The sequence below is a fragment of the Magnetospirillum sp. SS-4 genome (assembly GCF_902729425.1).
GTDB lineage: Bacteria > Pseudomonadota > Alphaproteobacteria > Rhodospirillales > Magnetospirillaceae > Phaeospirillum.
In genome coordinates, this window is the sequence record NZ_CACVCH010000013.1 from 62,824 (window position 1) to 80,953 (window position 18,130).

Here is an 18,130-nt window from a genome sequence, read left to right on the forward strand (position 1 = left end):
AATGGCATGCTGCGCCGTATGTAGCAGCCTCCCGCCCAGAACGCAATATCATATAAAGATATCTTTATGTATTAATGTGAAATCAGGCCAGGGTGGCGTTGAAGACCGTCTCCCACAGCGGCAGGCCAGGATCATCGGGATGACGCATGTAATGGGCGACGAATGCGGCATAGGCGGCGCGGTCGTGGTCCAGCAGGCCGGCCAAGGGGACGGATTCGGGATCGTCTTGCGATCGCGCCGGCGTTCCCAGGGCGCGGGCGATGCTGTCGACGGCGATGGGGTACATGGAATGGCAGTTCAGCATGTCCTGGCTGGCGAACAGGCCGATGGGCTTGTTCAGGGCCGCCGCGATGCCGAGGGCGGTGCTCACATAGCCGAGAACGAGCCGGCTTTGGGCGATCAATTCGGCGGTGCGGCCGAACAGGACCCGCCGGCCGGGATAGGCGAAGGGCTTGTCGCCGTAATCGGCGCGGGGATGGGCGGCGATCACCACCTCGAGGCCATATTCCGCCTCGATACGGCGAAACAGGCCCTCAAGCTGACGGTAATGCAATGCCGGATCCGGCGCCCGGTAGCCCATGGCGATGGTATCGGGATGGAAGGGCAGATACTGGTCGAGATAGACGGCCTGGGGCAGATCGGCCGCCGCCTCGGACGGCACGGCGCGCAGCAAGGTGTCGTAATCCCAGCTGTGGGTGGCGATGACCTTGGTGTCGGGGCCGACCAGATTGTTGCGGATCGAGGCCGCCGCCAGCGACCCGTGAACGACGTGGGCGGCGTGATGGATGCCGAGCAGGGGCGGCGGCATCCGGGTCAGAAGCGAGGTCAGGGGATCGAACGACCGCAACCGGCGGATCAGGGCGCCGAGGCGGCCCGTCTGCATGGATGGCGCCGTGAACGGTATGGGCTGGGGGGCCATGACCAGATAGGGGGCTCCGACCTTGCCCAGGGCATGAAAGACCGGCAGCACCAGACGAGACAGACCCGATGACGAAATTCCGGCGACCACCAGATCCGCCTTGCGGGCGATCCGGGCCAATTCCGGCAACTGGCGACGATGGGACAGCCGGCGAATGTCAAGGTCGGGAACGTCGGGACCGAACCGGACGGCGTTGTCCAGATTGGGGTGCAGCATCTCGCTGAGATCAAAAAGCGTCACCGAAAAGCCGCGGGCGAGGGCGATGTCGATGCCGAAGCGCTCCATGTCGCGCTTCGCCAGGGGCCGCTTCACGATGATGACGATGCGTTTCATGGTGCCTTTGATCAGCATGCGAAAGGCGTCGGTTCTGGCAATTCCGGCCGGAATCGAAGCGTGCCCAGTACCAGTCGCCGGCTCCGGTGTCAACGTCCCCCACAGGCCTTCGCAGGGTCTTCCACCGACCCGTCGCGTCTGATGGTTTACCCGCCCGACCGTGATGGATAGAGTGTTCCCCGGCCTGCGTCCACGCCATGCGCGGCATCAATCGGAGGTCCCTGCCCTGCCCTTTTCCCCGACACCGGCTCCGGCCCACCGCACCATCTGCGTGGTCACCGGCTCGCGCGCCGAATACGGTCTGCTGTTGCCGCTGATGAGGACGATCGAGGCGGATTCGGCATTGGACCTGCGGCTGGTGGTAACCGGCAGCCATCTGTCGGCACGGTTCGGCGCCACCGCCGCCGCCATCGAGGCCGACGGCCTCGTCATCGACGCCCGCGTCGACCTGGAACTGGCCGGCGATTCCCCCCGGGAAACCGCCCGCGCCATGGCCCTGGGACTGACCGGCATGGCCGAGGCGTTCGAACGGCAGCGCCCCCACCTGGTGGTGGTGCTGGGCGACCGCTACGAGATTCTGGCCGCCGCCCAGGCGGCCATGCTGCTGCGGATTCCCATCGCCCACATTCATGGCGGCGAGGCCAGCGAGGGCGCCATGGACGAAGCCATCCGCCACGCGCTGACCAAGATGGCGCATCTGCATTTCGCCGCCGCCGAGCCCTATCGCCGCCGCATCGTCCAGATGGGAGAGCGGCCCGAGCGGGTCTTCACCGTCGGCGCCATGGCGCTGGACGCCTTGGCGGCGCTGCCGGCCATGCCGAGGGCCGAGCTGGAGCAAAGGCTTGGCCTGCCCGAAGGCGCTCCCTTCTTCCTGGTCACCTATCACCCCGTCACCCTGGAGAACGGCGATCCCGGCCACGCGATGGAGGCCCTGGCGGCGGCGCTGGACGCCTTTCCCGACCATCATGTCATCGCCACCGGCGTCAATGCCGATCCCGGCCACGATTCGGTGTCCCGCGTCATCGACCGCTGGTGCAAGGCCCGCCCCGGCCGGGTGCGGGCGGCAACGTCGCTGGGCCTGTCGCTCTATGCCGCCGCCATGGACGCGGCGGCGGCGGTGGTGGGCAATTCGTCCAGCGGCATCATCGAGGCACCGTTCCTGAAAACCCCCACCGTCAACATCGGCCGCCGCCAGCAGGGCCGGCTGCGGGCCGCCTCGGTGATCGACTGCGCCGAGACCGAGGCCGATATCCGCGCCGCGCTGATCCGGGCGCTGGCCCCCGCCTTCCGCGCCGAGGCCGCCCGCGCGCCCTATCCGTTCGGCACGCCCGGCGCCGCCGCCCGAATCGCCGAGGCGCTGCGAACCGTCCAACTGGACGGCCTGCTGATCAAGACATTCTTCGACCTGCCGGGAGACTGGGCATGAGCGTGCTGGTGATCGCCGAGGCCGGCGTCAATCACAACGGCGACCTCGACCGCGCCCTGGAACTGGTGGACGCCGCCGCCGACGCCGGGGCCGACGTGGTCAAGTTCCAGACGTTCAAGGCCGGCGCCATCGTCACCGACGCCGCCGGCAAGGCGGAGTATCAACAGCGGGCCACCGGCGCGAAAGAGAGCCAGCGCGACATGCTGGCCCGGCTGGAACTGGACGAGGCGGCCCACCACGCCCTGCTGGAAGGCTGTCGCCGACGCGGCATCCGCTTTCTCTCGACGCCGTTCGATTTCCCCAGCCTGCGCCTGCTGACCGAGGGCCTGGGACTCGACACCATCAAGATCCCCTCGGGCGAGATCACCAACGCGCCCCTGATCCTGGCCGCGGCGCGGACCAGGGCCAGGATCATCCTGTCCACCGGCGCCAGCACACTGGACGAGGTGGAGCAGGCGCTGGGCGTCCTGGCCTTCGGCTACACCCAACCGCCCGACGCGATGCCGGGGATCGAGGCGTTCCGCGCCGTCCATGCCGGCGAGGCCGGCCGCGCCGCCCTGTCGGCGCATGTGCGCCTGATGCATTGCACCAGCGAGTATCCGGCCCCCTATGCCGAGGTCAATCTGCGCGCCATGGATACGCTGCGCCGGGCCTTCGGCCTGCCGGTGGGACTGTCGGACCATACCGAGGGCATCGCCGTGGCCATCGCCGCCGTCGCCATGGGCGCCGATTCGATCGAGAAGCATTTCACCCTCGACAAATCGCTGCCCGGCCCCGACCATCGCATGTCGCTGGATCCCGCCGAGTTGGCGGCCCTGGTCGCCGGCATCCGGCAGGTGGAGGCGGCGCTGGGGGACGGCCGCAAGCAGCCGGGTCCGGCCGAATTGCGCAACCGTCCGGTCATCCGCAAGGCGCTGGTGGCGGCCCGGCCCATCGCCAGGGGCGCCGTGATCGGCCCCGACGACGTGACCGCCAAGCGGATTTCAGCCGAGGGGATGTCGCCGATGCTATGGTGGAGCCTGGTGGGCAGTGTCGCCCGCCGCGACTTCACTCCGGACCAGCCGCTGGAGATGGAGCCGTCATGAGCACCATCGTCATCGTCGGAGCCGGCGGTCACGGCAAGGTGCTGGCCGATGCCCTGCTGGCGCGGGGCGAGGCGGTGGCCGGCTTTGTCGACGCCGATTCCCGATTGCACGGCCAGACCGTGCTGGGCCTGCCGGTGCTGGGCGGCGACGACCGCATCCTGCCGGGCTGGCTGCTGGTCAACGGCATCGGCTCGGTCGCCGACCCAGGCCTGCGGATGCGGGTGGAGCGGAGCTTCGGCCAACGCGGCTTTTGCTTCCTCACCGTCATTCATCCGGCGGCATCGGTGGCGCGGGGGGTTTCGTCGGGCGAGGGCTGCCAGATCATGGCCGGCGCCGTGATTCAGGCCGACGCGACGCTGGGGCGCGGCGTCATCGTCAATACCCGCGCCTCGGTGGATCACGACTGCCGCCTGGGCGATTTCGTTCATATCGCGCCCGGCGCGACCCTGTCGGGAGGCGTCGACGTGGGCGAGGCCAGCCATATCGGCACCGGCGCGGTGGTGGTCGAGGGCGTGCGCATCGGCCGCGGCTGCCTGGTGGCGGCCGGAGCGGTGGTGGTCCGGGAGGTGCCCGACGGCGCCAGGGTGGCCGGACTTCCCGCCAGGGCGATGACGCCATGATCGACGGCCTGTCGGTCCTGGCCCTGATCACCGCGCGCGGCGGCTCCAAGGGCCTGCCGGGCAAGAACGTCCGCCCGCTGGGTGGCAAGCCGCTGGTGGCCTGGAGCGTCGAGCAGGCCAGGACGGCGACGCTGGTCGACCGGGTGGTGATCTCGTCCGACGACGCCGCCATCATCGACGCGGCGGTAACGGCGGGGGCCGAGGCTCCGTTCGTGCGCCCGGCCGCGCTGGCCGACGATTCGGCGTCCTCGGCCGACGCGGTCCGCCACGCCCTGGGCGCGCTGGACCGGACCTACGACCTGCTGGCGCTGTTGCAGCCGACATCGCCATTGCGCCTCGCCGCCGACGTCGACGCCTGCATCCGCAAGGTGGCGGAAACGGGCGCGCCATCCTGCGTCGGCGTCACTCCGGCGGCCAAGCCGCCCTGGTGGATGCAGACCATGGACGAGCATTGCCGGCTGTCGCCGCTGCTGCCGCCCATCCAGGGGGGCCGGCGCCAGGACCTGCCGGTGGTCTATGTCCCCAACGGCGCCGTCTACGTGGTGCGGGTGCCGTGGTTCCTGGAACACGGCGCCTTTCTGGGCGAGGGCAGCCTCGGCTACGTCATGCCGGCGGAGCGGTCGGTCGACATCGACTCCCTGCTGGATTTCCGGCTGGCCGAGGCGGTGCTGGCGGATTCGAAGACTTGATGCCTCCTGGCACATGGTCTACCAGAGGATAGACGGAGGAGACGAATACCGTGGAACAGCAGGAACAGACTAGGAATTATTTCCGGGCCGCCGCCGATGACTGGCAAGCCAAGGCCACCGGCTATTCCGGTCGCTACAGCCTGATTGATGACCGCAACCGTGCTGCCCTGGCGGTAGCCGGGTCCATGACGGGTACCCGGAGGTTTCTCGATGTCGGCTGCGGCACAGGCCAATTGGTGATTGCCGCCGCACGAAACGGCCTGTTAGCCGAAGGCATCGATTTTGCCGATGAGATGATCGGCCAGTGCGAGATCAACCGCCAGGAAGCCGACGTAACCGCGACGTTTAGCGCCGGATCCGTCTTCGAAACCGAGTTCGAAGACTCCGCCTATGACATCATCAGCGCCCAGGGACTGATCGAGTACTTCTCTCCCGAGCAGATGACCGACTTCTTCCGGCGTTGCCATCGCATGCTGAAGCCAGGCGGCGCCTTGGCGGTGGGATCGCGCAACCGCCTGTTCAACGCGGTGTCCCTGAACGATTTCACCCGCATTGAAGCTGAATTAGGCACTCTGAACGCATTGGTCGCCGAAGCGATCACACTTCATGGCAGCGCTACTCAGGAAGAGGCCTTTCTGGCACTGCGTCGTCACGAGCGCATCGACCCTCAGCCAAACACTCATCCCGTAACCGGCATTCCGGTCGATTCCCGCTATCAGTACTCCCCGGCGGATCTGATCTATCGCCTGCGTCAATGCGGCTTTTCTCCATCCACGCTGTATCCGGTCCATCTCCACGCCCTGCCCCTGGCGATGAAGGCTGAAAATCCTGACCTTCATTCCCAGTTCGCCCATGTCCTGTCCGACCTGACCATGCGCGATCAACGAGTGGTGCCCTATAGCTCCACCTTTGTCCTGGACGTCAGGAAGGAGTGCTGATGCCGCTCACCATCGTCATGTACCATTACGTCCGCGATCTTGAGCGGTCGCGCTTTCCCGCCATCAAGGGCCGGACCCTGGCGGACTTCCGACGCCAACTCGACCATATTGCCAAGGCCTATCGAGTTGTGAGGGTGGACGAGGTGGTGGCTGCGTTGAAGGGCGAGACCACCCTGCCCGATAATGCCGCGTGGCTGACTTTCGACGATGGCTACCTTGACCATTACACTAATGTTTTTCCACTGCTGTATGAGCGTGGCTGGCAAGGATCATTCTTTCCACCGGTAAAGACAATACGGGAAAGAGACCTGCTAGATGTTAACAAGATTCATTACATCTTGGCCGCAAGCAAAAATACTACACTCATAATCGATATGATTAGAGACTTCATTGACCAGAACCAAGAAAATGGTCGTTTTGACGATTATTGGAGTGAACTCGCGCATCCATCTAGATTCGACCCTGCTGATGTTATATTTATCAAGAGGCTCCTGCAGCATCGCCTTCCTGAAACTATCCGAAACCAGCTGACGCAATCGCTATTCAGCCATTTCGTATCCGAGGACACCAAGGCCTTTGCATCAGAACTTTACATGACCGAGGATCAATTGCGGACCATGATTGGCTGCGGCATGTACGTGGGCAGTCACGGCGCGGGTCACTACTGGCTCGATCGCCTGCCGGCCGAACGCCAGGCGATCGAGATCGACGCCTCACTAGGCTTCCTGGCCGAGCTGGGAGCCCCCACCACTGATTGGGTGATGTGCTATCCTTACGGCGCCCATAACGGCGACACCAGATCGTTGCTGGGTATGCGCGGATGCGCCGCAGCGCTGACCACCCAGGCGGCAGTGGCCCACATTGGCGAACACTCGCCCCTGGCATTACCGCGTCTGGACACCAACGACCTGCCCCCATCGCGCCAGATCGCCTGAGAGAGCCCGCCCATGAAGAACTGGTCGAATATCCTGGTCGGTCCTGACAGCCCGATCATCGACGTCATCAAGATCCTGGACCTGTCGGCCGCCCAGATCATCCTGGTGGTGGACCAGGAGCGTCATCTGCTGGGCACCATCACCGACGGCGACATCCGCCGCGCCATCCTCAGAGGCGAGAAGCTGGAAGAGCCGGCGGCCAAGGTGATGAACCGCGGCCCGCTGGTCACCACGCCGCAATCCTCGCGCCAGGACCGCCTGGCGCTGATCCGCTCGCGCAGGCTGCGCCATCTGCCGGTGGTGGACCAGGACGGCGTGCTGCTGGGCCTGGAGACCGAGGACGAATTGCTGGCCGGGGACGAGTTGCCCAACTGGGCGGTCCTCATGGTGGGCGGGCTGGGCGAGCGGCTGAGACCACTGACCGCCACCACGCCCAAGCCGCTGCTGCCGGTGGGCGGGCGGCCGCTGCTGGAAACCATCCTGGTGCAATTAGCCGGTTGCGGCATCCGCCGCGTCTATCTGGCGGTCAATTACATGGCGGAGAAGTTCGAGGCCGCGTTCGGCGACGGCTCGCGCCTCGGTCTCGACATCCGCTACCTGCGCGAAGACGGCAGGCTCGGCACCGCCGGCGCCCTGGCGGCACTGCCCGAACAGCCGGAAGCGCCGCTGGTGGTGATGAACGGCGACGTGCTGACCTCGGTCAATTACCGGGCGCTGCTGGACTTCCATGCCGAACAGCGGGCCGACGCCACCATGTGCGTCCGCGAATACGACATCGAGGTGCCCTACGGCGTGGTCGAGGTCGAGAACTCACGGGTGCGGGCGTTGCAGGAAAAGCCGGTGCTGACCCATTTCATCAACGCCGGCATCTATGTGCTGGCCCCCCGGATGCTGGCGCGGCTGGAACCGGGCCGGCCCTGCGACATGCCTGCCCTGCTGCAACGGGCGATGGACGACGGCCGGCCGGTGGTGGCGTTTCCCATTCGGGAATACTGGCTCGACATCGGCCGCATGGACGATTTCGCCAAGGCCAACGGCGACTTCCACAAAGTGTTCAGCGACCCGGAGAAGGACTTGAGTCCATGACGTCCCCCATCCTGGTGGCCGGCGGGGCCGGCTATATCGGCAGCCATGTGGCGCTGGCGCTGGCCGATGCCGGCCGCAAGGTCGTGGTGCTGGACGACCTGTCCACCGGCCGGCGCGATCTGGTGCCGGCGGGCGCCGTCTTCGTCCAGGGCGACGTGGGCGACGCCGGCCTGGTTCGCCGCATCCTGGCCGAGCACGGCTGCGACGGCGTCATGATGTTCGCCGGCTCCATCATCGTCTCGGAATCGTTTCAGGCGCCGCTGCCCTATTGGCGCAACAACGTCGGAGCCGGCTTCGCCTTCCTCGACGCCTGCGTCGCCGCCGGAATCAGGCATTTCGTCTATTCCTCCACCGCCGCCGTCTATGGCGAGCCCGACCGTCTGCCGGTGCCCGAGGGGGCGGCGCTGCGCCCCATCAGCCCCTATGGCCGCTCCAAGCTGGCGCTGGAATGGGCGCTGGCCGATGCCTGCTCGACCGGGGCCTGCTCGACCGGGACCATGCGCTTTGCCGCGCTGCGCTATTTCAACGTCGCCGGCGCCGATGCCGCCATGCGCAGCGGCCAAGTGTCGCCGGTGGCGACCCATCTCATCAAGATCGCGGTGGAGGCGGCGACGGGAAAGCGCCCCGGCCTCGCCATCTACGGCGACGACTACCCGACGCCGGACGGCACCTGCATCCGCGACTATATCCACGTTTCCGATCTGGCCGAGGCCCATGTGCGGGCGCTGGGGCACCTGGAGGCCGGCGGCGACTCGCTGATCGCCAATTGCGGCTATGGCCGGGGCTATTCGGTGCGGGACGTGCTGGACGCGGTCGAGCACGTCGCCGGCAAGCGGCTCGATATCCGGACCGAGGGCCGCCGGCGCGGCGATCCCCCCGCCCTGGTGGCGGATTCGTCGCTGCTGAAGCGGGTGCTGGGCTGGAGCCCCCGGCACGACGATCTCGACCTGATGATCCGTTCGGCCCTGGACTGGGAGGCCCGGTGACGATGTCCGGCTCCCGACCCGGCCCCGGCGGGCGGAATGCCCGCCAAGGCCGCCCGATATGACCATCCGGCGCCACGACGTCACCCTGGCCTTCGGCGGTGGCGTCCCCCCGTGGCCGGGCGAGCCGGCCCCGGTCATCACCCGGCTGTCTGACATGGACAGGGGCGATGCCTGCACCGTCACCCGCATGGATTTCGTGGTGCATTACGGCACCCATCTCGACGCGCCGCTGCATTTCATCCCCGGCGGCAGCGACGTGGCCGGGCTGGATCTCGACATGCTGATGGGGCCGTGCCATGTGGCGCGGGTGCCGGATTTGGCCGACGCCGTCGGACCGGACGAGCTGGCCGGGCTGGATATTCCCGCCGGCTGCCGCCGGCTGCTGTTGCGCACCCGCAATTCGGCGCTGTGGGACGACCCGGCCCGGCCGTTCTTCGAGGATTTCGTCGCCTTCACCCCCGAAGGCGCCGCCTGGGTGGTGGAGCGCGGCATCGGCCTGGTGGGAGTGGACTACCTGTCGGTGCAGCGATTTCACGATTCCGAGCCCACCACCCACCGCATCCTGCTGGGAGCAGGCGTCATCGCGGTGGAGGGGCTGGACCTGCGCCACATCGAGCCCGGCGGCTACGATCTGGCCTGCCTGCCGCTGCGGCTGATCGGCGCCGACGGCTCACCCTGCCGGGTGGTGCTATCCCGAGGCGACGGCTGAGGAGCCCGGCCGGTCAGGCCCCCGGGGCGTCGGGAACGGTGAAGCGGAAGCGGCAGCCCTGGCCCGGCACGGATTCGACCCAGATACGGCCGCGATAGCGGTTGACCACCCGCTTGCACACGGCCAGCCCGATGCCGGTGCCGTCGGCCTCGCCACGGACATGCAGACGCTGGAATATCTGGAAGATGCGGTCGAAATATTGCGGCTCGATACCGATGCCGTTGTCCTCGACCGCGAAACTCCATTCCTCGTCCGCGTGCCCAACCAGGATGCGGATGCGGGGCGGCCGGTCGGGGTGGCGGTACTTGACGGCGTTGGCGATCAGGTTCTGGAACAGGCGGACGAATTCCACCTCGTCGACGCACAGGTCCGGCATCCCGGCCGGCACCGTCACCTCGGCCCCGCTCTCGGTCAGGGCGACGGTGAGATTGGCCAGGGCGGTCTCCAACGCCCGGCCCAGCGGCACCGGCCGCTCCGGCGGGGCATTGCGGCCGATGCGGGCATAGTCCAGCAGGTCGAGGATCAGGTGGTCCATCCGCCGGGCGCCGTCCTTGGCGAAGGCGATGAATTCGCGGCATTCGTCGTCCAGCGTCGCCAGGATGCGGCGCTCCAGCAGGCCGAGGAAGCTGTTGACCATGCGCAGCGGCTCGCGCAGGTCGTGGGAGGCGACATAGGCGAACTGTTCCAGGTCGGCGTTGGAACGTTCCAGGTCGGCGGTCTTGCGCGCCAGTTCGGCCTGGACCTTCCGGCGGATGCTGATGTCGCGGGTGATGCCGCGATAACCGATCAGGGCGCCGTCGGCGTCATGGAACGGCAGCATGCTGCACTCGGTGTGGACGCGGCCACCGTCGGCGGCCTCCAGCACCAGTTCCATGCGATGGCTGCCGCCCAGCAGGGCGAGGCCGAGGCGCGAGGCGTCCTCGGGCCGGCACAGGGAGACCAGCGTCCGGCCCTCCAGCGCCGCCGGATCGAGGCCCAGCAGATCGAGGCTGCGCGGGCTGACATAGGTCAGGCGGCCGTCGCAATCGACCTCCCAGATCATGTCGGCGGTGTTTTCGACCAGATTGCGGAATTTCTGCTCGCTGACCCGCAGGCGGGCCTCGCCTTCCCGCAACGAGGCGGCCATGGCCTCCGAGCGCGCCAGTTCCGCCTCCAGCCCCTTGCGGGCCAGATAGAGTTCCAGGAACACGCCGACCTTGGACCGCAAGATGAAGTCGTCCACCGGCTTTTGGATATATTCCACCGCGCCGACGCCATAGCCGCGCCGGCGGTGGATGTCGTCCGAGCACGACGCGGTGACGAAGATCAGCGGCACATGGGCGGTCTTGGGCTCGCCGCGCAGCAGTTCGGCCAGTTCGTAGCCGTCCATGCCCGGCATGTCCACGTCCACCAGGATCAGGGCGAATTCATGATCCAGGCACAGCGCCAGGGCGTCGTTGCCGTTGTCGGCCTCGATCAGCCGGGCGTCCACCCGCGCCAGCACCTTGCGCAGGGCCAGCAGGTTGGCCGGGCGGTTGTCCACCGCCAGGATCTTCGGCTTGGCCGGGCTCATGACGTCGCCTCCAGCCGGGGCGGCGGACACAGCGAGACGATCAGGCCGGCGATCTCGTCGAGGGGCGCGACCCAGTCGGCGCCGCCGGCATCGATGGCGGATCGCGGCATCGTCGGGGCATGGGCGCCGGCGGGGTCCTGAACGATGCAAAGCCCGCCGGCCGCCTTGACCGCCGCCATGCCGGCGGCGCCGTCGCCACTGGCCCCGGTCAGCAACACCGCCAGCAGGCCGCTGCCCCAGCTTTCGGCGGCGGCGCACAGGAAGACGTCGATGGACGGGCGGGAATTGTTGACCTTGGGGTCCACCGACAGGGCGAAGCCGTGGTCGGCCTCCACCAGCAGATGATAATCGGGCGGACAGACGTGGACGAAGCCGGCCACCGCCTTGCCGCGCTCCTTGGCCTCCACCACCGGCAGGCCGGAATGGCGGCCGATGGCCTCCAGCACCGGATTGTCCGGCGACGGCCCCATATGCGCCACCACCACCACCGGAACCGGCAGGCCGGCCGGCAGGCCGGGCAGGATATGGCGCAGGGCGTCCAGCCCGCCGGCGGAACAGCCGATGCCGACCGCCGCGATGGGAGAATGTCCGGACGGAAGGTGCGGGGACAGGGCCGACATCGCCGTCACCCCCGCTTCTTGTACAGGCGCAGGGCCGGATCGACAGCGGCGAACAGCGGGGCCGCGGCGGAAAAGGTCACGTTTTCCTTGGTGCCCAGGCACAGGAAGCCGCCGCGCGACAGGCTGTCGGAGAACAGGCCCAGCACCCGGTCCTGGAGGACGCGGTCGAAATAGATCAGCACATTGCGGCAGACCACCAGACCGACCTCGCAGAACACGCCGTCGGCCACCAGGTTGTGATGGGCGAACGAGATGTGCTCCTTGATGGCCGCGTCGATCTTGGCGAAGCCGTAGCCCATGCTGAAATAGGAGGCCAGCGCCCCCTGGCCGCCGGCCTTCAGGTAGTTGTCGGAATATTTCTCGATGGCCTTGGCGGGAAAGATGCCGTCCTCGGCCTTGGCCAGGGCGATGTCGTTGATGTCGGTGGCGTAGATCTGCGTCTTGTGCAGCAGATCCGCCTCCTTCAGCAGGATGGCCAGGGAATAGACCTCCTCGCCGGTGGCGCAGCCGGCCTGCCAGATATTGATGCGGGGATGGGTGGCCAGCATGGGCAGCAAGGTATCGCGGATCGCCTTGAACACCGGTGGATCGCGAAACATCTCGGTCACCGGCACCGACAGGCCGGCCAGGATCTCGGGCAGCAGGGCGTCGTCGTGGAGTACCCTGGGCACCAGTTCGGCGATATGGGCGCAGCCCAGTTTCTGGGCCAGCCCGGTCATGCGCCGCTTCAGCGAGGCGCGGGCGTAATGGCGGAAATCGTAGCCGTGGCGCCGCGCCAGGGCTTCCAGCACCAGATCCATCTCGATGCCGTGGATGGAACTGGCCCTAGCCGGCATCGGGTTCTCCCGGAAAATGCCCGGCCATCAGTTCCATCAGCCGTTCCAGGTCGACCGGCTTGGCCATGTAGTCGCTGGCGCCGGCCGCGATGCAGCGGTCGCGGTCGCCGGCCATGGCCTTGGCGGTCAGGGCGATGATGGGCAGACGGGCGTGGCGGGCATGCCCGCGGATGCGTTCCATGGTCTGATAGCCGTCCATTCCCGGCATCATGATGTCCATCAGGATGATGTCGACGCGGTCCTGGCCGTCAAGCTGCTTCAGCGCCTTGGCGCCGTCCTGGGCGATCAGGACCTTGAGCCCCCGGCCGCGCAGCACCTTGGACAGGGCGAAGGCGTTGCGCATGTCGTCGTCGACCACCAGCGCCGTCCGCCCCGCCAGGGACCTGAACCGCGGTTCGGACGCCGTCGGCGCGACGGTCCTGTCGCGGTTCAGCCGGGCCTCGACGCTGTGCAGGAACAAGGAGACCTCGTCGCGCAGACGTTCCGACGACCGCGAGCCCCGGATGATGATGCTGTCGGTGAATTCGCGCAGCCTCAGGGTCTGGTCCTGGGTCAGCTCGGCCGACGAATAGACGATCACCGCCGGCAGCCGGACACGCTCGCGCGTCATCCTTTCCAGCAGGGCGGCCCCGTCCATGTCGGGCAGACCGGGAGCGAGGATCACGCCGTCATAGGCATGCAGTTGAAGCAGGGCGAACGCCTCGGCGCCGCTGGCGCAATGGGTGATGTCGAGATCGAGCCCCGCCAGGATGGCGGCGATGGCCTCACGTTCCCCGGCGTCGCCGTCGACCAGCAGCAGATGGCGGCCATCGGCGGGAACCGCCGCCTGAAGCAGGCTTTCGAAGGCGCCCTCGATCTGGGCCTTGCTGACCGGCTTGGCGAGAAAGCCCACCGTGCCCGTCTCGCGGGCGCGGAGTTTCTCGTCGGCCGCCGAGATGACGTGAACGGGAATGTCGCGGGTCTCGGGCGCCCGCCGCAGGGCGTCGATCACGCCCCAGCCGTCCAGCCGGGGCAGGCCGATATCGAGCACGATGCCGGTGGGACGGTGGCGCCTCGCCATCTCGACGCCGTCCAGCCCGTCCGAACAGGCCAGGGTGCGGAATCCCCGCTTGCGCGCCAGATCGCAGACGATATCGAGGAAAGGGGCGTCGTCCTCGATCACCAGCAACAGCGGCTGGTGCCCCGGCACGCCGGCCGGACGGGGCGGCAGGGCTGCCTCGACGGGCAGGATGGCGGGCGGCAGGATAGCGGGCGGCGGGGCGGCAGGCGGCCCCTGGGTCAGCGGCAGCACCAGGGTGAAGGTACTGCCGCCGCCGGTCTTGCTGTCCACCAGCACCTCGCCGCCCATCAGGCGGGCCAGCTGGCGCGAGATGGTCAGGCCGAGCCCGGTTCCGCCGAACTGGCGGGAAGTGCTGCCGTCCACCTGTTCGAAGGCGCGGAAGATGCGGTCCTGATCGGACGGGGCGATGCCGACGCCGCTGTCGGTCACCGACAGGGCGAGACAGGAGCCGGGGGCGCCGCCGGGAACCGCCGCCGCCATCTCGGCCGGACCGGGATGGGCCAGCCGCACCCTCACCCCGCCGGCGGCGGTGAACTTGACGGCGTTGCCGACCAGATTGTTGACGATCTGCTCGATCTTGCCGCGATCGCCCACGAATTCCTCGGGCAGGCCGTCGGCGATCTCGACGGACAGCACCAGCCCCTTGTCCGCGGCCACCGGCTGGAAGCGGCGGCGAATGCCGGCGGCAAGGGCGGAAACGGCAATCTCGGCGGCGTTGACCCGCATCTTGCCGGCCTCGACCTTGGACAGGTCGAGGATGTCGTTGATCAGGCCAAGCAGGTGATTGCCGCTTTCGAAGACGACCGAGGCCGATTCCACCTGATCGGGGGTCAGGTTGCCGTCCTCGTTGTCGGCCAGGGATTTGGACAGGATCAGCAGGCTGTTCAGCGGCGTGCGCAGTTCGTGGCTCATATTGGCGAGGAATTCCGACTTGTAGCGACTGGCCTGGTCCAGTTCGACGGCGCGGCGGTCGGCTTCGGCGCGGGCCTGTTCCAGGGACCGGCCGCGTTCCTCCAGCGCCTCGCCCTTCAGGCGCAGTTCCTCGTTGACGGCTTCCAGCGCCTCTTGCTGGATGCGCAGTTCCTCCTCGCCGGCGCGCAATTCCTCGTTGGCGGATTGCAGCGCCTCGCTCTGGACGCGCAGTTCCTCCTCGGACGAACGCAGCTGCTCGGCCTGGGCCTGGGTCTCGATCAGCAATTCGCGGGTACGGATATTGCGTTCCAGCACCTCCAGATTGAGGCCAAGCACCGGCAGCGCCTCTTCCAGAAAGGCCAGCCCCTGTTCGCTGAACGGGGCCAGCGAGGCCATCTCGACCACCGCCAGGACGCGGCCATGCGCCATCACCGGCGCCGCCATCGCCACGCGTGGCGCCGCCTGACCCAGGCCGGAACCGATGCGCAGGTAATTGGCCGGCAGGTCCTCCAGGAACAGCGGCGTCTTGGAAACGACGCATTGCCCGGCCAACCCTTCGCCGGGCGAGAACACCCCGGTGGTGCCGCCCCCCCAGCCGGCGGCCCCCCAGCCGGCGGCCATGGCGAAGCCGAAGCCGCCCTCGGCGCGGACATGGAACAAGGCGACGCCGCCCCCCAGTAGCGGCGTCAGGACGCCGAGCGCGGCGGCGGCGAAATCGGCCGTGGTCTCCGTCGTCTGGATGGCGGCGGACAGGCGGGCGACGCCGTCCTTGACCCAGCGCTGGCTGTCCAGCCGCCGGGCCGCGTGCTTGAACACCTCGACGGCGCGGGCCATCTCGACCACCTCGCCGCTGCCCTCGCGATTGGGAATCTCGGTGGAAAGGTCGCCGGCCGACAGCCGTCCCATGCTGACGCGCAACTGGTTCAGCGGCACCGTGATGGACCGGGTGATCAGCCAGGCGAGGCCATACCCCAGAATCAGCAGGGCGGCCAGGGTGAGGACGATGCGCAGGGCGGTCTCGTCGCGCTGGCTCTCGATGCGGCGATGGAAGTCAGCGGCCTTGCCAAGGGCGAAAGTGTAGGCGGCTTCCAGTTCGCGGCGCAGTTCGGTGTATTGCGGCCCGCCGAATTCGGCCGCGTTGGCGACGGCGTCGTCGAACCGGCCGCTGCGGGCCAGGAAGATGTTGCGCTCGCGGGTGGAGCGATAGCGGGCCAGCAGCTCCGTCACCCGCTGAATGGCTTCGACGTCTCCCAGATACTGGGACCGGATGACGTCGAGGTTGCGATGGATATCGGCGTCGGTTTCCACCATCCGGGCGGCGATGCGCTCGACCTCGTCCTGGTCGCCGCTCCGAACCAGGGTCAGCATGTCGGCCCGCAGCCCGTTGATGTGGGTGCGCACCTGCATCAGGGCATTGGTCACCGCGAAGGGGTGGCGGTAGAGGTCCGACGCCGTCGCCGCCATCTCGGACATGGTGCGGTAGGCCATGCCCGCCATGATGGCGGTAAGCAGCAGCAGCGCCGCGAAACCGGCGGTCAGACGGGTGACGATTCGGGTCCGGGACGACAGCACCAGGGTCCCCCTCCTCGGGGCATGCGGGGCAGACCGCCATACATACCAAGGAATGGGTCGGGTTCGCTACAGGACAGGCGTCCGACGCGGATACATATTGCTCTCTCATAAATTGCAACGACCATCACATCCGGCATCGGATCAGCGAGCCCGGATGCCGGCGATGAAGCGGGTCACCTCGTCCATCAGGTTCCCGGTCCGGTCGGACAATCCCCGCGACTGCTCCAGCACCTGATCCGACGCCAGTCCGGCCTGATGCGAGACCGAACTGACCCGCGCCACGTTTCCCACCACCAGGCCGGCGCCCCGCACCGCCGCCTCGACCCGGGCGGTGATCTCGCCGGCCGCCGCCTGCTGAAGCGTCACCGAATGGGTGATGGATTCCACCACATGGCTCATGTCGACGATGATGCGGGCGATGTCTTGTATCGCCGTCACCGTTTCGGCGGTGGCGGCCTGGACCTGGGCGATCTGGCTGGAGATTTCGTGGGTCGCCCTGGACGTCTGGCTGGCCAGATGCTTGACCTCGCCCGCGACCACGGCGAAGCCCTTGCCGGCGTCGCCGGCCCTGGCGGCCTCGATGGTGGCGTTCAAGGCCAGCAGGTTGGTCTGGCCGGCGATGGAATTGATCAGCCCCACCACCTCGCCGATGCGGTCGGCAACGGCGGCCAGGCTCTGGACATTGGCCGAGGCGCCCTGGGCCTTGCCGACCGCGTCGGCGGTGGTGCTGGACGACGCCACCACCTGGCGCTCGATCTCGGCGATGGCGCCCGACATGCGCGTCACCGCGTCCACCACCGTCTGGACGTCGCCCGCCGCCGCCTTGGCGCTGTCCTCGGCGGCGGCGGCGCCGTCGGAGGCATCGGCGACGGCCGACGACATGGACGAGGCGGTCCGGCTCATCCGGGAAGCCTCGTCGGCCAGACTGGCGACCAGCGCCTTGACCGTCGCCTCGAACTCGCCGGCCAGGGCGGCGCGGGCCAGCCGCCGCTCCTCCGAGGCGCGGGCCTCGGCCTGACGGCGCTCCTCGGCCAGTTGCCGCATCTCGTTTGCGTTGCCGGCGAACACGCCGACGGCGCGGGCCATGTCGCCGATCTCGTCGCGACGGTCGAGACAGGGCACCGACACGGCCTCGTCGCCGCCGGAAGCCAGGGTGGTCATGCTGCGGCGCAGGCTTTCCAGCGGCCGGGTCAGGCTGCGGGTCGCCACCAGCGCCACCGCCAGCCCCACCGCGACCAGGACGGCGAACGCCCCCAGCAGCAGGACGGTGGCGTCTTGCTGCTGCGTCTGCGCCCGTTCCCGGAAATTGGCCGCGTCCTCGGTGGCCAGCCGGATGGCCGATCCCATCAATCCCTGGATGAGGGCGGCCTGCCTGGCGGCGGCCCCCTTGGTGAGATCGGCGCCCTCGACGCTGCGCCCCTCCTTCATCATGGCGACGATCTCCTTGCGGATCGGCCGCCACCGTTCGAGGGCGTCGCGCAGGTCGTCGAAGATGGCGGTATCGGCCAGGAAGCGGGCACGGGCAAGGTCGAGCCCGGCGATGACCACGGCCTCGGCCTGATCGATCGCCGCCTCGGCGACGGCGATGTCCTTGTCCTCGTAGGCCAGCGCCAGATCCTTCATGGAGCGGTGCATGGAAATGATGCCGGCATTGGCCTCGGCCAGCGCCGACGAGACCGTGAACGGATGGCGGTGCATCAATTCGGTCTGCGCCGAGATGGATCGCAGCTGACTCACCGACAGCACGCCGAGCCCGCCGGTGATCAGGATCATCAGGCCGAAGCCGGCGAACAGCCGGGCGCCGATCTTCATGTCAGCCAAGCGCATGAGTTCCCCCCTTGCGGCGCGATGA

At 68.0% G+C, this 18,130-nt stretch carries 15 protein-coding genes; 9 read left to right on the forward strand and 6 right to left on the reverse strand.

Features of this window, described 5'->3' with window-relative positions; all coding sequences use genetic code 11:
- Positions 1-82: 82 nt before the first annotated feature.
- Positions 83-1,270 carry a hypothetical protein gene (locus MTBSS4_RS03315; RefSeq protein WP_173981977.1) on the reverse strand — a complete coding sequence of 396 codons (1,188 nt, stop codon included), beginning with the start codon at positions 1,268-1,270 and terminating at the stop codon, positions 83-85.
- Positions 1,271-1,424: 154 nt separating this feature from the next.
- On the opposite strand from MTBSS4_RS03315, the gene neuC reads away from it, so the two are divergent.
- Genes neuC through MTBSS4_RS03360 form a run of 9 tightly spaced genes read left to right on the forward strand, consistent with a single transcriptional unit; the run spans position 1,425 to position 9,726 of the window.
- Positions 1,425-2,678: a UDP-N-acetylglucosamine 2-epimerase gene (neuC, locus tag MTBSS4_RS03320; RefSeq protein ID WP_217425491.1), complete on the forward strand. Its 1,254-nt coding sequence runs from the start codon at positions 1,425-1,427 to the stop codon at positions 2,676-2,678.
- Positions 2,675-3,763, forward strand: a complete 1,089-nt coding sequence (neuB, locus tag MTBSS4_RS03325; protein ID WP_173981979.1) for an N-acetylneuraminate synthase — start codon at positions 2,675-2,677, stop codon at positions 3,761-3,763. The genes neuC and neuB overlap by 4 nt, the downstream gene beginning before the upstream one ends.
- Positions 3,760-4,383 carry an acetyltransferase gene (locus MTBSS4_RS03330; protein ID WP_173981980.1) on the forward strand — a complete coding sequence of 208 codons (624 nt, stop codon included), beginning with the start codon at positions 3,760-3,762 and terminating at the stop codon, positions 4,381-4,383. The genes neuB and MTBSS4_RS03330 overlap by 4 nt, the downstream gene beginning before the upstream one ends.
- Positions 4,380-5,072 carry an acylneuraminate cytidylyltransferase family protein gene (locus MTBSS4_RS03335; RefSeq protein WP_173981981.1) on the forward strand — a complete coding sequence of 231 codons (693 nt, stop codon included), beginning with the start codon at positions 4,380-4,382 and terminating at the stop codon, positions 5,070-5,072. Before MTBSS4_RS03330 ends, MTBSS4_RS03335 begins: the two co-directional genes overlap by 4 nt.
- A 50-nt stretch (positions 5,073-5,122) precedes the next feature.
- Entirely contained in the window at positions 5,123-6,010 is an 888-nt protein-coding gene (locus tag MTBSS4_RS03340; protein ID WP_173981982.1) for a class I SAM-dependent methyltransferase, read from the forward strand.
- On the forward strand, positions 6,010-6,945 hold the full coding sequence (locus MTBSS4_RS03345; protein WP_173981983.1) for a polysaccharide deacetylase family protein: 936 nt from the start codon (positions 6,010-6,012) through the stop codon (positions 6,943-6,945). Before MTBSS4_RS03340 ends, MTBSS4_RS03345 begins: the two co-directional genes overlap by 1 nt.
- Positions 6,946-6,957: 12 nt before the next feature.
- Positions 6,958-8,031, forward strand: coding sequence for a nucleotidyltransferase family protein (locus tag MTBSS4_RS03350; protein ID WP_173981984.1), 1,074 nt, complete (start codon positions 6,958-6,960; stop codon positions 8,029-8,031).
- The gene (gene galE / locus MTBSS4_RS03355; RefSeq protein ID WP_173981985.1) at positions 8,028-9,017 is read left to right on the forward strand and encodes a UDP-glucose 4-epimerase GalE; all 990 of its coding nucleotides are present in this window, start codon (positions 8,028-8,030) and stop codon (positions 9,015-9,017) included. Before MTBSS4_RS03350 ends, galE begins: the two co-directional genes overlap by 4 nt.
- Before the next feature lie 58 nt (positions 9,018-9,075).
- Positions 9,076-9,726: a cyclase family protein gene (locus MTBSS4_RS03360; RefSeq protein ID WP_173981986.1), complete on the forward strand. Its 651-nt coding sequence runs from the start codon at positions 9,076-9,078 to the stop codon at positions 9,724-9,726.
- Positions 9,727-9,739: 13 nt separating this feature from the next.
- Here the strand turns inward: MTBSS4_RS03360 and MTBSS4_RS03365 are convergent, their stop codons facing one another.
- The 5 genes from MTBSS4_RS03365 to MTBSS4_RS03385 form a co-directional block, all read right to left on the reverse strand.
- Entirely contained in the window at positions 9,740-11,278 is a 1,539-nt protein-coding gene (locus MTBSS4_RS03365) for an ATP-binding protein (RefSeq protein WP_173981987.1), read from the reverse strand.
- Positions 11,275-11,898 (reverse strand): chemotaxis protein CheB, encoded by a 624-nt coding sequence (locus MTBSS4_RS03370; protein WP_173981988.1) that lies wholly within the window; start codon positions 11,896-11,898, stop codon positions 11,275-11,277. Before MTBSS4_RS03370 ends, MTBSS4_RS03365 begins: the two co-directional genes overlap by 4 nt.
- A gap of 5 nt (positions 11,899-11,903) precedes the next feature.
- Positions 11,904-12,734: a protein-glutamate O-methyltransferase CheR gene (locus tag MTBSS4_RS03375; RefSeq protein ID WP_173981989.1), complete on the reverse strand. Its 831-nt coding sequence runs from the start codon at positions 12,732-12,734 to the stop codon at positions 11,904-11,906.
- Positions 12,724-16,278, reverse strand: a complete 3,555-nt coding sequence (locus MTBSS4_RS03380) for a response regulator (protein ID WP_173981990.1) — start codon at positions 16,276-16,278, stop codon at positions 12,724-12,726. Before MTBSS4_RS03380 ends, MTBSS4_RS03375 begins: the two co-directional genes overlap by 11 nt.
- A gap of 141 nt (positions 16,279-16,419) precedes the next feature.
- On the reverse strand, positions 16,420-18,105 hold the full coding sequence (locus tag MTBSS4_RS03385; protein ID WP_173981991.1) for a methyl-accepting chemotaxis protein: 1,686 nt from the start codon (positions 18,103-18,105) through the stop codon (positions 16,420-16,422).
- Positions 18,106-18,130: the final 25 nt, after the last annotated feature.

Bases quoted from the DNA above. Each gene is read 5' to 3' on its own strand.
- MTBSS4_RS03315 (WP_173981977.1), bottom strand. From the start codon at position 1,270: ATGCTGATCAAAGGCACCATGAAACGCATCGTCATCATCGTGAAGCGG.
- neuB (WP_173981979.1), top strand. From the start codon at position 2,675: ATGAGCGTGCTGGTGATCGCCGAGGCCGGCGTCAATCACAACGGCGAC.
- MTBSS4_RS03330 (WP_173981980.1), top strand. From the start codon at position 3,760: ATGAGCACCATCGTCATCGTCGGAGCCGGCGGTCACGGCAAGGTGCTG.
- MTBSS4_RS03335 (WP_173981981.1), top strand. From the start codon at position 4,380: ATGATCGACGGCCTGTCGGTCCTGGCCCTGATCACCGCGCGCGGCGGC.
- MTBSS4_RS03345 (WP_173981983.1), top strand. From the start codon at position 6,010: ATGCCGCTCACCATCGTCATGTACCATTACGTCCGCGATCTTGAGCGG.
- MTBSS4_RS03350 (WP_173981984.1), top strand. From the start codon at position 6,958: ATGAAGAACTGGTCGAATATCCTGGTCGGTCCTGACAGCCCGATCATC.
- galE (WP_173981985.1), top strand. From the start codon at position 8,028: ATGACGTCCCCCATCCTGGTGGCCGGCGGGGCCGGCTATATCGGCAGC.
- MTBSS4_RS03360 (WP_173981986.1), top strand. From the start codon at position 9,076: ATGACCATCCGGCGCCACGACGTCACCCTGGCCTTCGGCGGTGGCGTC.
- MTBSS4_RS03365 (WP_173981987.1), bottom strand. From the start codon at position 11,278: ATGAGCCCGGCCAAGCCGAAGATCCTGGCGGTGGACAACCGCCCGGCC.
- MTBSS4_RS03370 (WP_173981988.1), bottom strand. From the start codon at position 11,898: ATGTCGGCCCTGTCCCCGCACCTTCCGTCCGGACATTCTCCCATCGCG.
- MTBSS4_RS03375 (WP_173981989.1), bottom strand. From the start codon at position 12,734: ATGCCGGCTAGGGCCAGTTCCATCCACGGCATCGAGATGGATCTGGTG.
- MTBSS4_RS03385 (WP_173981991.1), bottom strand. From the start codon at position 18,105: ATGCGCTTGGCTGACATGAAGATCGGCGCCCGGCTGTTCGCCGGCTTC.